15 protein-coding genes and 1 pseudogene are annotated in these 16,483 nt (G+C 43.4%); 10 read left to right on the top strand and 6 right to left on the bottom strand.

What is annotated here, in order from left to right; all coding sequences use genetic code 11:
- The first annotated feature begins 173 nt into the window (after positions 1-173).
- Both nrdD and nrdG read left to right on the top strand, forming a co-directional pair.
- Positions 174-2,312: an anaerobic ribonucleoside-triphosphate reductase gene (gene nrdD / locus AM629_RS10730; protein WP_054478800.1), complete on the top strand. Its 2,139-nt coding sequence runs from the start codon at positions 174-176 to the stop codon at positions 2,310-2,312.
- 18 nt (positions 2,313-2,330) lie between these two features.
- Entirely contained in the window at positions 2,331-2,795 is a 465-nt protein-coding gene (gene nrdG / locus AM629_RS10725) for an anaerobic ribonucleoside-triphosphate reductase-activating protein (RefSeq protein ID WP_054478798.1), read from the top strand.
- A gap of 2 nt (positions 2,796-2,797) precedes the next feature.
- Here nrdG and AM629_RS10720 read toward each other — a convergent pair whose 3' ends face one another.
- Complete coding sequence (locus tag AM629_RS10720) at positions 2,798-3,229, bottom strand: YhbP family protein (RefSeq protein ID WP_054478796.1); 432 nt, start codon at positions 3,227-3,229, stop codon at positions 2,798-2,800.
- A 123-nt stretch (positions 3,230-3,352) separates the two neighbouring features.
- On the bottom strand, positions 3,353-3,604 hold the full coding sequence (gene bhsA / locus AM629_RS10715; RefSeq protein ID WP_054478794.1) for a multiple stress resistance protein BhsA: 252 nt from the start codon (positions 3,602-3,604) through the stop codon (positions 3,353-3,355).
- A 276-nt stretch (positions 3,605-3,880) separates the two neighbouring features.
- On the opposite strand from bhsA, the gene AM629_RS10710 reads away from it, so the two are divergent.
- Entirely contained in the window at positions 3,881-4,192 is a 312-nt protein-coding gene (locus AM629_RS10710) for a GIY-YIG nuclease family protein (protein ID WP_054478792.1), read from the top strand.
- Here the strand turns inward: AM629_RS10710 and AM629_RS10705 are convergent.
- Both AM629_RS10705 and ubiT read right to left on the bottom strand, forming a co-directional pair.
- The gene (locus AM629_RS10705) at positions 4,165-4,668 is read right to left on the bottom strand and encodes a GNAT family N-acetyltransferase (protein WP_054478790.1); all 504 of its coding nucleotides are present in this window, start codon (positions 4,666-4,668) and stop codon (positions 4,165-4,167) included. The two genes, AM629_RS10710 and AM629_RS10705, sit on opposite strands and share 28 nt — an antisense overlap.
- Positions 4,662-5,015, bottom strand: a complete 354-nt coding sequence (gene ubiT / locus AM629_RS10700; protein WP_054478788.1) for a ubiquinone anaerobic biosynthesis accessory factor UbiT — start codon at positions 5,013-5,015, stop codon at positions 4,662-4,664. The genes AM629_RS10705 and ubiT overlap by 7 nt, the downstream gene beginning before the upstream one ends.
- Positions 5,016-5,636: 621 nt before the next feature.
- Here ubiT and AM629_RS10695 point away from each other — a divergent pair.
- The 7 genes from AM629_RS10695 (at position 5,637) to AM629_RS10665 (ending at position 15,808) form a co-directional block, all read left to right on the top strand.
- On the top strand, positions 5,637-6,581 hold the full coding sequence (locus AM629_RS10695) for a prenyltransferase (protein ID WP_054478786.1): 945 nt from the start codon (positions 5,637-5,639) through the stop codon (positions 6,579-6,581).
- A 20-nt stretch (positions 6,582-6,601) separates the two neighbouring features.
- The gene (locus tag AM629_RS10690) at positions 6,602-9,130 is read left to right on the top strand and encodes a hydroxymethylglutaryl-coenzyme A reductase family protein (protein ID WP_054478784.1); all 2,529 of its coding nucleotides are present in this window, start codon (positions 6,602-6,604) and stop codon (positions 9,128-9,130) included.
- 162 nt (positions 9,131-9,292) lie between these two features.
- Positions 9,293-12,037, top strand: a complete 2,745-nt coding sequence (locus AM629_RS10685) for a phosphoenolpyruvate synthase (protein ID WP_235525456.1) — start codon at positions 9,293-9,295, stop codon at positions 12,035-12,037.
- Positions 12,030-13,085 carry a hypothetical protein gene (locus AM629_RS10680; RefSeq protein WP_054478779.1) on the top strand — a complete coding sequence of 352 codons (1,056 nt, stop codon included), beginning with the start codon at positions 12,030-12,032 and terminating at the stop codon, positions 13,083-13,085. The genes AM629_RS10685 and AM629_RS10680 overlap by 8 nt, the downstream gene beginning before the upstream one ends.
- The gene (locus AM629_RS10675) at positions 13,082-14,656 is read left to right on the top strand and encodes a fatty acid CoA ligase family protein (protein WP_054478777.1); all 1,575 of its coding nucleotides are present in this window, start codon (positions 13,082-13,084) and stop codon (positions 14,654-14,656) included. The genes AM629_RS10680 and AM629_RS10675 overlap by 4 nt, the downstream gene beginning before the upstream one ends.
- Complete coding sequence (locus tag AM629_RS10670; protein ID WP_054478775.1) at positions 14,653-15,276, top strand: CDP-alcohol phosphatidyltransferase family protein; 624 nt, start codon at positions 14,653-14,655, stop codon at positions 15,274-15,276. Before AM629_RS10675 ends, AM629_RS10670 begins: the two co-directional genes overlap by 4 nt.
- Positions 15,277-15,331: 55 nt before the next feature.
- The gene (locus tag AM629_RS10665; protein WP_235525455.1) at positions 15,332-15,808 is read left to right on the top strand and encodes a CDP-archaeol synthase; all 477 of its coding nucleotides are present in this window, start codon (positions 15,332-15,334) and stop codon (positions 15,806-15,808) included.
- Between the two features lie 182 nt (positions 15,809-15,990).
- Here the strand turns inward: AM629_RS10665 and AM629_RS10660 are convergent, their stop codons facing one another.
- Positions 15,991-16,203, bottom strand: a complete 213-nt coding sequence (locus AM629_RS10660; RefSeq protein ID WP_235525454.1) for an XRE family transcriptional regulator — start codon at positions 16,201-16,203, stop codon at positions 15,991-15,993.
- 164 nt (positions 16,204-16,367) lie between these two features.
- Positions 16,368-16,483: pseudogene (locus AM629_RS10655) on the bottom strand (RNA-guided endonuclease InsQ/TnpB family protein); the annotation flags it as partial.

Genomic DNA, 16,483 nt, shown 5'->3' with positions numbered 1-16,483 from the left:
GCTGACTCTTCCTTGTCTTAGATCAAATCAAGTCGTTATTATTTTGCTTCAATTTACTATATGTTGTGTTTAAATATAAAGCACGATCTACATATAGAGTTATTCATATTTAAGTTAAATACCCGAACGGGTATTGTCGATACCTATGGATAACATTTTCAAGGAGCCATATTGTGAAAACTGTTGTGATAAAACGAGATGGTCATCAAGCACCATTTGATGAAGCCCGTATCAGAGATGCCATAAAACGGGCCGCTTCTGCTGCTGGCGTCACAGATGATAAATATTGTGCTCAAGTTGCATCCGCAGTAACGCAATTAATGGCTAATTACAAACAAGTTGATATATGGGATATTCAAAACGCAGTAGAAAATCAATTAATGGCGGGCAACTATAAGCACCTAGCTCGTCTCTATATTGAATATCGTCATGACAGGGACATTGCCCGAGAGTTACATAGCCGTCTTAATCAGGAAATCCGTGGCTTAGTTGAGCAAAGTAATATTTCCCTGCTCAACGAGAATGCCAATAAAGATAGTAAAGTTATCCCCACTCAACGCGATCTGTTGGCAGGAATTGTTGCCAAACATTATGCCAAACAACATATTCTGCCTCGTAATGTGGTATTAGCTCACGAAAGAGGTGAACTCCACTATCACGATCTCGATTATTCACCCTTTTTCCCGATGTTTAACTGTATGTTGATCGACCTGAACGGCATGCTGACCAACGGGTTCAAAATGGGTAACGCTGAAATAGAACCGCCAAAATCCATTTCAACCGCAACAGCGGTAACGGCTCAGATTATTGCTCAGGTTGCCAGCCATATTTATGGTGGTACCACAATTAACCGTATAGATGAAGTGTTAGCACCATTTGTTAAAGCGAGCTATGACAAACACTTAGCCATCGCTACAGAATGGGATATTGCCGATAAAAAATCCTACGCTGAAACACAAACCCAAAAAGAGTGTTACAACGCTTTTCAGTCACTGGAATACGAAGTTAATACTCTGCATACCACCAACGGACAAACACCTTTTGTCACTTTTGGCTTTGGTCTTGGTACTTCAAAAGAATCCCGCCTAATCCAAGAATCTATTCTACGTAACCGCATTGCTGGTTTAGGTAAGAACCACAAAACAGCAATATTCCCCAAACTAGTATTTGCTATCCGCGACGGTCTGAATCATAAGTCTGGTGATCCTAATTACGATATCAAACAACTGGCCCTGAAATGCGCGAGTAAGCGGATGTATCCTGATATTCTTAACTACGATCAGGTTGTTAAAATCACGGGCTCCTTTAAAACCCCAATGGGCTGCCGCAGTTTCCTCAATGTTTACCAAGAAAATGGGAAGCAAATTCATGAAGGACGCAATAACCTAGGAGTTATCAGCCTAAACCTGCCCCGTATTGCCATCGAAGCCAGAGGAGATGAAAAACATTTCTGGCAATTACTAGATGAACGTCTGATTCTGGCGAAGCAAGCATTGATGACTCGTATTGCCCGTCTGGAAGGGGTCAAAGCACGAGTTGCTCCAATCCTTTATATGGAAGGTGCCTGCGGAGTTCGCTTGAAAGCAGATGATAATATTGCCGAAATCTTTAAGCATGGCAGAGCTTCTATCTCTTTGGGCTATATTGGCATTCATGAAACCATTAATGCATTGTATGGCGATCAGGTTCATCTATTTGATGATCAACAATTACGTGCAAAGGCTATCTCAATTATTAACCATCTGCGAAAAGCAACTGATCAATGGAAGAAAGAAACCGGTTATGGTTTCAGCCTATACAGTACACCAAGTGAAAATCTATGTGACCGTTTCTGCCGCCTTGATACCGCTGAATTTGGTGTTATCAAAGGCGTGACAGACAAAGGCTATTACACCAACAGTTTTCATTTAGATGTTGAAAAGAAGGTCAATCCTTACGATAAACTGGATTTTGAAGCACCTTACCCACCACTGGCAAATGGCGGTTTTATCTGTTATGGCGAATATCCTAACCTACAACATAATTTAAAAGCACTGGAAGATGTCTGGGATTACAGCTATTTATGTGTCCCTTATTATGGAACCAATACACCCATTGACGAATGCTATGACTGCGGATTTACCGGTGAATTCTCCTGTACCAGCAAAGGGTTTACCTGCCCTCGTTGTGGCAATCATGAACCTTCAAGAGTATCAGTAACCCGCCGCGTCTGCGGTTATTTGGGGAGTCCTGACGCTCGTCCATTCAACGCAGGTAAACAGGAAGAAGTAAAACGCAGGGTAAAACATCTGACAAATGGGCGGTTAGGCTAATTAAAACAGGCTAAGAAAGTGAATTATCACCAATATTACTCCGTTGATGTAGTTAACGGTCCCGGAACTCGTTGTACGCTATTCGTCGCGGGATGCGAACATCAATGTCCCGGTTGTTATAACAAAAGTACCTGGCGAGTGAATTCTGGTCACCCATTTACACAGGAAATAGAAGACCGTATTATCGCCGATTTACAGGATAGCCGTATTAAACGACAAGGGTTATCTCTGTCTGGCGGCGATCCTCTGCATAGACATAACATACCAGCAATCCTGAAATTGGTAAGACGGGTCAAGGCAGAATGTCCTGAAAAGGACATCTGGATCTGGACTGGCTATCGGTTAGATGACCTTAATGAAGCTCAACAGGAAATTGTCAGCTATATTAATGTGCTCGTGGACGGAAAATTTGTACAAGCACTTTATGATCCCGGTTTACTGTGGCGTGGCAGTTACAACCAGATTATTCATAAATTAAGATAATTTCATCGTTGCCAGCAGATTTTCTTACCAAATCCCAGCGTATTATCAGTCATCTTTATTTCACTAAGATTCAGCTGCCAGACAGGTGTTTTAGCAGCAATGGCCACTGGAAAGCGGCGACAATAACGTGCTCTGGCCGCTTTATCTTTTTCACCTTCAAGACGAATGACCTCCCCTTTGAACTGAATACCTTTTATCTGTGCAATATTACGAATCTGTCCTGCAACAGTACCTGCAACCTGTGGATTTATTTGCATCATTTCACCATGCCGAGTATGGGATTCAGTCATAAACAAAAAGGCTATCTTATCCGCATCAAAAACATAGAAACAACTCGCACACCAAATATCGTCATCGGCGGCGGTACAAAGCGTAAGGACATGCTGTCTTGCGAGGTATTGACGAATAAGATGAAAGTTTTCAGTGGTATTCACACTCCCTCCAATGGAAGGATTTTATCTGCCCGGATACCCAGAACCACGCCCGGATAAACATCATCCTGCGGCGTGTTCTGATATCTCCTGACAAAATCAGGGTTCAGTATGCTCTACTATAAATTAGTTATAGATTTCAGCAACACCTGACAATTGGTTCTTACCACTAGCAGAGATAATACGGAAAGAAGATGCGCCAGCTTTGTCAGCTTTTTTGGACAACTCGGCACTCAGGCTTTCCAGGGTATCAGCTCCCGTGACAGAAACCACACCAACTTTAGGAGATGAAGAAGATTGGACCTCAGTTGCCGCCATACCACCAAAAGAGATAGCACTTAAAGTTAAAACAGCAGCAATATATTTTACATTTTTCATAACATGATCCTTGATCAATTTTTAAGGGAACAGATCACTCTCTGTGACGTGGATCATATTATGCTCTAACTGACAGAATAAAAATTAGCAATTACTGCTATTCTATTTCAAAATTTTTGAATGATTAATGCTATATCCAGGAAATTGATATGTAACAAATTTTAATAAATCTATTATATTATAATAACTTAAGATAAATTATTCCGAAAAATAATATAGAAAGACCACTTGAGCAAAATACAAATATCAGAAATAAAAAATTAAGAAAAAAATTATATGGCTAAAAATCAATGGATTCTTTATTTGCTGAAAACGAAAACAGGAACGCTGTACACAGGAATAACGACAGATATCAACCGCCGTTTTGCACAGCATGAAAATGGTAAAGGAGCAAAAGCACTCAGAGGTAAAGGCCCATTGCAACTGGTTTTCAGCAGTAATGCTGGCGACAAATCCAATGCTTCACGACTGGAATATCAGGTAAAACAGTTGAGTAAACAACAAAAAGAGAGGCTGGTTATTTGCCAGCCCATCTGTATAGCAGAATATTTAGCATCAATTCAGAAACGGTCAAAAGGCGGAGAGTAAGTAACCAGTCCAGTATGGTCAGCCAAAAAACTATCAGCTAATTCATATATCTGAAAATAGGGTTCATATGTTGGCCACTGACAATGCAACTGATGCTCACAGGCAAGCGTAAAACCAAATCGACGGTAATAACGTGGATCACCTAAAACAACGACTGCTCTATAGCCAAATTCATTCAAGCTATCCAGACTTTCATATATCAGTCTTTCTCCAATCCCCTGCCGACGGTATTCTTCAGAAACCGCCAACGGCGCCAAACCGACCCACTGGTGATCCTCGCCATTAATATCTACCGGACTAAATGCCACGTAACCGATTACCTGGCCTACGTCATCCGTGGCAACCATGCCCAATGTCAGTAATCCATCTTCTCTCAGTTGCTGTACCAATTCCGCTTCCACTGTGGTATCAAATGATTTCCGTAGTAACCGATCTATCCCGGCGGCGTCTACCGGAATTTCTACTCTAATCAACATGATAATCGCGCATGATCGTATTGATATACGCCCTCCAGCACATTGATTTTAATAAACTCATCTAATTGCAACAAACCCGCACGGAGAACAGCAAATATGGGATTTAACACTATTACATCTACTAGATTTTTAACATACAACCCCAATCCAGCCTCTCCTACAATACACAAATGATGATGCAGGAAGGAAAGGATATCAGAGGCTTCTTTACGGGTAGCTATCAGAATCAGATCATTGGCTTTGTCGCTAAGACCAATATCTTTCTGCTCATGCCGACTGAGAACCAAATGATTATCATGGGCAGTAATAAACCAACGCAGATTGAGATCGCGGATTTTTCCTAACACAACTCAGACTCCTTACTCGATAAAGTAATGTAGCTATTCTGCCAAAATACATCGGTATTCCTCCGATCCTACATCAAGAATCCAACGCAGAACTAGCTGTAAATTTTACTTTTAGCTATTAGGGTAACATCTGCTTATAAACTGCTCTAAATCAAAACATCCCTTCTTTAATTCAATTAAAATACTTAACCATTATTACTCTATTCCGGTATTTTATATCAGGAGGCTTTGCCCCACAGAAGACCTATATGAGAATACAATCGTTGCAGATAACAGGGCAGATACTCTCTATATCATTCTAAAGTAGGAGATCAAGGCCCGTTATTCTTTCAATCTGAAGAGAAAATAAAAATACAGACAAACATACAGTTACAAAAGAAATTGTAAACATAAGTTGCATGTTAAGATCTAAATTTACACATCTTGATTATAGCGGATTGCAAATTTTTAGCTTAACGTATGACGTCAGTCCATACGTATTTCTTACGGTTATTCCCAGGAATAATGTTAAAAACACGCATGGATTTCATTAAGTATTGCTTCTGGATTTACTATCCTTGGGCTGTAATTTGTCACAAACGTATATTAGTTCGATCTTTATACAATAAATAGGAATGGTGTATGGAAGGCCAAGATATTTATTCAAGATTCATTGGTAAGAGGATAAAGCTATGGATGGATGAGCGCTTCCCGCTACAGAACGCGCCACTTTTCTTTATATTTTATATCATCAGCTATTCCGTAGCTTTTTACTCGATAGGGGAAAAGCCGGTTTTATCATGGGAGATCCTGCTTGGTTGCTTAATGTCCTTTTCTTATTTTTTACTATTACGGATATTCGATGAGCATAAAGATTATCAGCTGGATTGTGAACACCACCCACAGCGGATATTACAGCGCGGCATTATTACGCTGAAAAATCTACGAGTACTCGGTATCTGCTGCATTACCCTGCAATTGGGTGGGAGTTTATTTTTAGATCAGGGAGTTGGTTCAGTCACTTTTGCCTGGCTATTAGTCTTTATCTGGACCTGTCTTATGGGGAAAGAATTCTTTATCAGTGAATGGTTAAACCAGCACCTCACTTGGTATGCCATTTCCCATATGTTGGTCATGCCACTCATTATCTGGTGGCTGGTTAATATCGCTAGTCCCAACCTCACACTCACTTTCCCAATATGGGTTTTGATGGGGTTATGCTTTTTCTCTGGATTTAGTTTTGAAATTACACGCAAGTGTAAAGGCCCAGATGAAGAACGTCCGGAAATACCAACCTATTCATCTATTTTCGGCAGAAAAGGGGCGATCGCTATTATCGCAGCATTACTCACCATAATGTTAGTGTTACAGATTTGGCTAATTAATATCACCACTGACGGCATAGTGTTATGGGCATTAATTATCTTGGTAGTTTGTTATGCATTGTGTCTATGGCAATTGGGTAAATTTCTCTGCCACCCCACTATTCAAAATCGCAAACGCGATGAAGCTGTCGTGGGAATGTTTATGGTTCTGGGTTATTCAGTTTGCGCTGCCAGTATTTTAATAAAGCTTGGGTTTGCTTAGGTATCGAAGGAAATATAGTTATGTTGCAAAAAAATATCCAATCATATGAGAGTCATGTCTCAGATAATACTACTACTCACATAGAGAGCGGTGCACTGAGTTCAATTCCAGAATTATCACGTGACATATTCAGCAATAAACACCAAGAGGTATCTGCCGTTCATACAACAGCAGCCCAGGTAAAATTATTACCCCGCCGCCATCTTTATACATATACCGAGGAAGCCCGGCAAAAACGCTTGGATTATTTGGCAAAACATACCGGACATACGCTGGAACACGTGGCAAATACCCATCTGGACGCGACGAAACTAACAAAAACGATTGAAGGATTTATTGGTTCAATAGAAATCCCTGTAGGGATTGCTGGCCCTTTATTGATAAAGGGACAATACGCTCAAGGGGTATATTACGCACCGATTGCCACCACAGAAGCCGCCCTAATTGCGTCAATATCCCGTGGTTCCTCAGCCATTATGCAATCAGGGGGTACGACTGCCCGTGTGCTTGGTCAACGCATGATACGAGCTCCCCGTTTTGAATTTTATAGCGTCTCACATAGCATTATGTTCAGTGATTGGATCAACGAACATATCAGCGAACTACGGCATGAAATTGGACGTCACTCCAAGCATGCGCAATTAACGGAAATAAAACCACACATCATTGGACGCAGTGTCCATTTGCAGTTTATCTACAATACAGCCGCCGCTGCGGGTCAGAATATGACCACCATCTGTACCTGGTATGCATGCCAATGGATACAAGAGCAGCTAGCAAAAATGGCTTTTATACCACTGCGCCACTTTATGATAGACGGTAATACTTCCAGCGATAAAAAGGTAGCTTATCAATCCTTTATTGAAGGACGTGGAACACGTGTCGTGGCAGAGGTTTATCTAAATGCTGAATCCTGTCAGCAAATCCTGCGAGTCACTCCTCAACAACTTGTCACCGCTTATCATCATGTCTGCGAAGGAGCTACGGCTTCAGGGATGGTTGGTATAAATATTAATGCAGCAAATGTTATCGCCGGGATGTTTACAGCCTTAGGCCAAGATATCGCCTGCGTACATGAATCATCGGTAGCGCATTTGCACATGACATTAACTGCCGATAACCGCGTCTATTGCAGTATCACACTGCCATCACTGATCGTAGGCACAGTCGGCGGAGGTACCTATTTACCACACCAACGCGAATGCCTGAATATGTTGGGCTGCACCGATGAAAACGGCACCACTTGCCTGGCTGAGATCATTGCTAGTTATTGCCTGGCTCTTGATATTTCAACACTGTCAGCCATTGCTGCGGATGAGTTTGCGCAATCGCATGAAAAACTCAGCCGTAACCATCCAGCTCCCACCGTTGGCATTATTCCGCGTACCCCGCAAGAGCTTGATCTGTCATTCTTCCAACAAGCAAATTTTAATCCTGTGTTACAAGGGGCTAACCTGACCACCATCAAACCCAAATTTTCTGGTGATGATGGACATAGCATGCTAACCCAGCTGAGTTCAAACTATGCAGAACGTTTAATTGGTCTATTTCCCTTTGCTATGACCACATCCGCACAGCTCACTCTACCTATAATGCTGAAGCTAAAACCGTTGGGGAATGAGGTGGTTAACATGATACTGGATATCGCCAAACACTGTTCCCCTGAGCTGTTTGCTGTTTTTCAGAATTTTGCACATCAGCTTGAATTTAACCAGAGCCATACCCGCGAGCTAGCTATTATGAACCAGCAAAATCCACAGCTCATGCGTTATATGCCGGTCATCTATGGTGTGATTGAAAACGAGACAACTGGAACCTATGCCCTAATTGAAGAATTGCTTCACGATATGGTGTTAATGAACAATATTAATCTGGAAATGCCCTGGGAACAGCATCACCTTGAAGCCGCTATCCAAGGGATTACCGATATTCACGCCATCTGGTTAGGGCAAGAAGAAGAGCTAATGTGGAAATTCCCACAACTGCAAATTTCGAATGCTGATACGGTTTCACAAATGAGTCCCCTATGGAAAAAACTAGGCAATTTTGTTCACCAAACATTCCCGGAGCTATTAACCGCCGAGGAACATCAAGATTTCCAGCACTGGGTAGATAACTCAGCCATCTGGTGGCAAGAAATCGAACAGATGCCTCGGACATTGATCCATGGTGACTTCAATCCACGTAATATTGCCTTCCGGCAGCAGGAAGAGGGGTTACGTTTATGCGCTTGGGATTGGGAATTGTCTACTTTGCATCTACCACAACGCGACCTCGTTGAACTGTTAGCCTTTAGCTTAGACCACCAGCAAAGTGATGCAAACAGTGTGGCCTATTATATTGAACTACACCGAATTGAACTCGAGCAAAAATCGGGGATTGCTCTCGATCCAATAAATTGGTATCGCGGTTATGAACTAGCGCTACGTGATTTCTGTATGAGAAGAATCCCGTTTTATATGATGGCACATAATGTTGTTGGCTATCCATTTATGGAGCGCACGATGAAAACTATCCACTGGCTTATTTCATTAACACGAAATCAATAGTAAATCGAATTAAGTTATTTAATTCACTCTTCCTCTAATAACAAGGGTGCAGCAATAGCTTGTAATACATTCGAGTCTTATTGATCTATTAACCCACAAATATTATGTGCAAATAAGACCATGATATACATAAGTGTACTATTGCTGCATTGGTGGAATAACATGAAATATCTCTATACTCAAGATAGTGCTATTAAATTATCGGAGCATTCCTTAGGCGGCAAAGCGGCTAATTTATTATGGCTAACGCAAAATAGTTTTCCTGTACCTGATTATTGGGTCATCAGCAGCGAGGTACTAAACAACTTATTAGCTAACGATACATTTGCGATCACCATTGTGGAACAGTTAGCCTCCGTGCCACATGATATCAGCCAGGAAAAACTCGACGCCATTGCTGCCCCTTTGCGCCAATGGTTACAATCACTCCCTCTGCCTGCGGAATTAGAAGCAGAGCTGGCTCTGTTGTCAGAGAATCACCCAGATACATTTTTTGCTGTTCGCTCATCCGCTATTGGTGAGGACGCTGCCAATGCTTCTTTTGCCGGGCAGATGGATAGTTACCTATTTCAGCGTGGCAAATCCGCACTTGCCGACAGCTTACGTGCTGTGATGGCTTCAGCCTTTAATACCCGTGCATTGCAATATCGCCTGCACAAACGACTGCCGATGGGTAATATCCGTAGCGCTGTTATTATTCAGAACATGGTTGCCGGTGAAGTTTCTGGCGTCATGTTTACCGCGCACCCAGTTACCGGCAGTAGACAACATTACTTAATCTCATCCGCTTGGGGTACTGGGGAAGGTGTAGTTTCTGGTGAATGCGATACCGATGAGTTTTCAGTTCATCTCACCATGCCTGAGATCGAACGCCATATCACGCAAAAAGGGACAGCAAGTGTCTTCGATACCGCCAACGGCAGCGGTACAGTGACAGTACCCGTTGAAGAGGAAAAACAGCGGGCACCAACCTTATCCGATGATGAAATATATGCATTGCGAGATATTGGAAAAAAAATCGCAGCGGCACGCGGTTGTCCGCAAGATATTGAGTGGACGGTGCAAAATCATCAAATCTTTATTCTACAGACCCGGCCAATAACCAGACTACCCCGTCAGGATGATAAGAACGAACACCGTACTATCTTCGATAACTCTAATATTCAAGAATCTTATTGTGGAATAACCACGCCACTGACTTTCTCTTTTGCCCGTGCTGGTTATGCCACTGTTTATGAGCAGACAATACGTGCATTGGGCTGCTCAGATAAACAAGTTAATCAGCATCGTTCCATGTTGGAAAATATGCTCGGCTTAATTAAAGGCCGGATCTATTACAACATCAACAACTGGTATAAAGGGCTATTATTACTCCCCTCTTTCCAAACTAATAAGAAAGATATGGAAAGAATGATGGGGCTGGAAGATCCTGTCGATTTCATTGAAGATAAAGAGCTTTCATTGGGCGATAAAATAAAAAAACTTCCCCAAATGGGATGGGCATTGCTACGACTACTATACGCTTTCAGAACGATGGATCGGCGAGTAGAGTTGTTTTTAGCACAATTTAAACAACATGCCGCAGCCATAAAACGAACAGAGTTACATACCTGCAACAGCGGCCAACTAATCGAGAAATTGAAATATCTCGATGAGCACCTGCTACGGCGCTGGACAACGCCAATTCTGAATGATTTCTACGTAATGATGTTTAATGGCCGAGTACACCGGGGACTGGCGGCGGCTGGCATTGAGAATCCAACGGCATTATTAGGTGATCTCCTCTCAGGGGACGAAGATATTGAAAGTACCCAACCAACCAAAGTGCTGTTAAAGATGTGCCAATATGCGCGCCAGCGCCCTGAATTATGCACCCTGCTAACGAACGGTGACGCACGTACTCTGTTAACCCAAGCACGCCAGCTCGATGAACCATTCTACCAACAGTGCATTGATTATATTGAAAAATATGGCGATCGTACTATGGGCGAACTAAAGCTGGAAACTATTACACTAAAACAAGATCCCAGTTTTCTGTTTCTGATACTAAAAAACTACCTTGCTATCGATACCCTCACACCAGAGACGTTATCCAGCCGGGAAAGAAAATTACGTACTCAGGCAGAAAACACCGCATTTCAGCAAATACGCGAGCAACTTGGCTCCAAACGTATGGCCGCCTTCAAAAAGAATTTGCAGAAATTGCGCCAGGCAATACGCCACCGGGAAAATATGCGCTTCACCCGAACCCGTATGTTTGGGCTATATCGGGATATTTTCATACAGCTTGGTCAGACATACGCATTGGAAGGAATCCTTGCCGAGTCACGTGATATTTTCTATCTGACGTTAGAGGAAATCTACAGCAGCTACGAAGGAACGGCGGTACAAACTCAGCTTAAGCCTTTAGTTGCCATACGCAAACAGGAGTATGCTGGTTACGAAACAGAGGATGAACCAGCCCATCACTTCTTCATTAGAGGCTCGCTGTATCAGCAGCAAGATTACAGCTACCCCTATAAGGAACAACAAGCCCCAACCGATAGCGGAATGCTACAGGGCATCGGTTGTTATCCAGGGCTAGTTGAAACAACTATTCGCTTAATTAAAAACCCGCAGGATGAAATGTCGCTGGCAGGGCAGATCCTTTGTACCGTTCGTACCGATCCCGGCTGGGCACCATTATTCCCTACAGCGGGCGGGTTATTAATTGAACGTGGTTCCACACTCTCTCATTCTGCCGTTGTAGCCCGCGAACTGGGTATTCCCGCAATTGTTGGCATTCCAGCGGTCACCCAAATTTTAAAAGATGGCGATTGGGTACGCATGGACGGTGCAACCGGGAGTATTATCCGCTTGCACAACACCACTACAGAAGAATTACCTTCAAGGAGCGAACATGTCTGATATCTTCATGGGCGAGTGGTCCCCGGCCAACCCACTGCCTGAAAGTTTTCTCGATCTTCCGGCAGCCATCTACCGTGACTGGCCGCTCTGGCCTGGCGAAGACCGGGAGAAGGTACAACAACAATTCAGTCTGGAGAATCCCTGGTTTAATCACAGCAAAGCCTGGATTGGCTGTATTCCGGGGAAAACTCGTCTTGCCGGTTTTTTAGTGCCCCATGCCGTTGATGGTCAATCCGCCGCATTTTTCGGTTTTTGGGAAACCGATAATGATATGGCAAGCAACACCATGCTGTTTAGCGCCCTGGAACAATGGGCCAAGAAAAATGGCGCACACAATCTCTACGGGCCGATTAACTTTTCGACCTTCGGGCATTACCGCGTCCGGCTTGATCATTTTGATGTCTCCCCCTTTGAGAATGAACCTTATAATCCGCCTTATTATTCCCTTTTATTAGAAAAGTTGGGGTTTAATACTCGTTACCGCTATACCTCGCTATTCGATGACACCCAAGCAATAGCAAACAACTTTCGGCAAGATTATCTACGCGCACAAAAATTCCCTGATCCCCAGGCAACATTATTACCGTTAACACCAGAATTATGGATGCAAGAACAGGTTAAATTATATTCCTTCATCGACTCAGTCTTCGGCGAGAATTTCGCTTACACCACACCGTCATGGACAACATTTCAACATTATTGCGGTAAGGAATTTATTAAACCTTTTTGTCTCTACCCTGCGTCATTTCTGGCTAAAACCGTCAGCGGCGAGATTACTGGGTTAATTCTTAGCTTATCCGTGAGCCAAAAAGGTCAGCCCGCTATAGGCTTGTTGAAAACTGTAGCAGTTGCGCCGCAATATCGGGGGAGTCGGCTATATCATTCGCTGTATCACTCATATCAGCAGAGCGCCAGCCTCGTTCATCCCCGTTTAGGGGGCGCCCTGATGCGTGAAGATAATAAATCATTAAAGACCGCAGAACGGCTCTTCAATACACCCGCTTCCACCAGACATCAATATGCGCTTTATTACAGGAGGATCGCATGACAAATATTTGTCAGCCCATTGTCGATGCGGCCCAAAAACACCCTGAGCATTTAGCCCTGCAAGCACCACACGGCAGTAGTTTAAGTTTTCGGGAATTTTTTTCTCATGCATCCCACTTCCAGCATCTGTTAACCCAAGCCGGGTTCGTGGCCGGTGATCGCTTATTAGTGATTGTTCAGCCCGGATTAGTACTTTACCCATTGCTTATCGCCATTCTGGGATTGGGGCTGGTTCCGGTTATGCTTGAGCGGGGTCTTTCCAAAAAACAACTCCGGGAGACGCTACGGCACAGTAAATTATCGGCGGTTATCACCCAACCTGCATTAGGAAAATTCTGGTTTCTGATCCCCGAACTGTGGCGACCGCGCCGTTTTGTGATTGGACAGCGTATCTGGGGCATGAAAGTACTGAAAGCGCCCAGCCAACATTTACCACTAAATCGTTTTATCTGCCGTAGCCTACCGCCGGATACGACGGGATTAATTACTTTTACCTCTGGTTCTACCGGTATACCTAAAGGGGCAAACCGTACTCACGATAGCCTGTTAGCACAACTTTACGCCATAAAGGCGCTTCTTCCCGAAGAAAAGAATGAGATTGACCTGCACAGTTTTCCCGTCATGGTACTGCATTCATTGTGCTGCGGTAATAGCAGTATTCTGCCTGATTTTGACTTTGCCCATCCTGCAACTGTTGATGCACAGAAGATCGTCGGGCAGTTGCAAAATGAGGGCGTCACCTGCCTCAGCGGTGCACCCGCTTATATGAGCAAACTCACTGATTACGCTAGAAATAACAGATTGTCATTCCCCAATGTACGAACTGTTATCGTAGGTGGTGCTCCTGCCAATAAGGAACTGCTCGAAAACTGTCTGACCGTCTTTCCACATGCGAAGCATTTAGTCGTCTATGGCTCCACCGAGGTCGAACCGATCAGTACGGTCGAAATGACAACGCAATTAAATCACTGGGCAACACATGATGGTTATCTGGTCGGGAAACCCGTCGTACAAGCCGAAATATGTATCAGAGAGATAACCGCTGATCCCCAGCAAATTACTCCGTTGGCTACCGGTGATATAGGTGAAATTCTGGTTGCCGGGCCTCATGTGCTCAAAGACTATATTGATAATCCTCAAGCAACAAAAGAAAACAAACTCCCGCGTAAACAGGGAGGGATCTGGCACTGTACCGGTGACGTTGGCTACATAGACGCCACAAGGCAACTCTGGTTGCTTGGACGGGTAAAAGACAAGGTGATATTAGATGATGGGCGTATTATCCATCCCTATATGGTAGAAAAAAGGATTAATGAACTGTCAAATATCGCACGGAGCGCATTTGTATTGCACCCTCTGGGTGGAGCCGCGCTGATATTGGAAAGTACCACCCTGCCGACAGGTTTATCCACCATTTTAGACGAACTGGATCTCACTCTGGTTACCCGGATTTATTATGCCAATCCTATTCCCGTTGACATTCGCCATAACAGCAAAATAAACCGCATTGCGCTGATAAATATGCTCAAGAAAGACCAATTATCCTCCTTTCCATACAAGGAAAAATTATGAACAGTAACCATTTCATCATCCAGCTAAACAGAGCAGACTATATCACTATTGGTGGAGCGCTATTTAGCGCTCTCTCCGTGGCAGCCGCATTACAGCATTGGCATTATCTGGCCATTGCGTTCTTATATCTTGCCATGCTTGGCGACGCACTCGATGGTATTCTGGCCAGAAACTTAGATATTGTCCGCCCTTTTGGCCGTTATCTTGATGGATTTATGGATCAACTTATTTACCTGATCTCACCATCCATCATCCTATACCTTTCCGGTTATCAATCCTGGTATTCACTGTTTATTATCTTAATGATAATCAGCGGTTGTCTGCGATTATCCGTATTTAATGAAGTCGGAAATATTCAGGATGAAGATCGACTCTCCTATCTTGGTATGCCCGTATTCTGGAGCTTATTTATTGTCAGCGGTTACGCTTTGGTCAGTTTAGTCGTAATGTCATGGTTGGCACATCTCTTACTAACATTGGCGCTTATTGCATTCAGTATCGCCATGCTATGGGATCGCCCGTTTTATAAATTCAAACATCTCAGTACCATCGTCAGTACAACACTTGCAGGGTTTGTTTTATTTACCGGCCTTCATTTCTGGAGTCTTTATGCTCAATAGCTTTTATCATGGGTGGATTTTAATGATCCCCGTCATCCTTGGTGGCTGTTTACATATGGTGATTGTGACAAAAAACTATTTTGCCTACTGGGCTATTCCAATACATCAACGTTATTTCGGCCGTAACAAGACTTGGCGCGGTTTTATTGCTGTACCCATTATTACCGCGCTATTTTCGCTATTGTGGTTAGTTTTCGACACTGGAACACAAGACACAACGATTCCCCAGACTATTTCTTCCTGCTTATTTACCGGGTTTCTGGCGGGTCTCGGCTATGTTCTTTTCGAATTACCAAACTCCTGGCTAAAAAGAAGACTCGGCGCACCACCGGGGCAACATCCAGAGAAAAATAAGCGGCTATTTATTTTATTCGACCAACTTGATTCCGCTATTGGCGTCACAACAGCCTATTTTATTTATCTTAATCTTACTTATATCGATGCACTTTTCGTTTTCCTCTGTTTTTTAATCAGCGCCTTTATTGTTAAAAATATGCTGTTTTTACTTTCGCTGAAAAAAACGAGATTTTAGGTGGGAATACCCCAGAAAAATGGCTTCTTTAATTGGAAGCCATTTTAAGGCATACCAAATAAGTGTGCCTCTGCGTGTTATCACCAACAGAACACGCATTTTACAACATTATTTCGTAGTCAAAGATAATTCAACTCCGCATGCAGCAGCATAACGTTTAAGTGTGTGCCAGCTAGCTCTCGTTACATTCTTCTCAATCCGGGTAACTGCGGACGGGTTAATTCCATCCGTTTAGCCACATTTACTTTTTTTAGACCTGCCTTTTCCCGCCACTCAGTGAGCTGTTCTAGCAACTCATATTCTTCTGTGGCCTCAGCATAGGCTTGCAGAGCTTCCGGTGTATTAAGAAGACGTTTTCTCACTTCCGAATGTAAGATAGGAGTTACTTTAGCCATGTGTCATATCCTCCAGTCGTTTCAGCGCTAACTCTATTTCAATTTCAGGTGGTGAAATATTTATAAAAATCTGGGATGTATGACATCAAAATCCAATGAAAAGGAAACCATAGACAAAGCGTAAGTGACTGCTCCCCGCCGTAAACGGCGAGTCTTCCCACTTCTCAGGCCGCAACCGTCTGTGTGACGGATTTACGCTGGCCTCCATGGGCAGAAACGACGAGTCCCGCCGCCTGTAATTCCTGTATGCCCTTGCGCCGGATGTTGAGCGCCGCATTGA

It is taken from the genome of Photorhabdus heterorhabditis (genome assembly GCF_001280945.1).
GTDB classification, from domain to species: domain Bacteria; phylum Pseudomonadota; class Gammaproteobacteria; order Enterobacterales; family Enterobacteriaceae; genus Photorhabdus; species Photorhabdus heterorhabditis.
The sequence above is the reverse complement of the archived record's forward strand: the minus strand, read 5'-3'. Positions and strand labels throughout refer to the sequence as shown.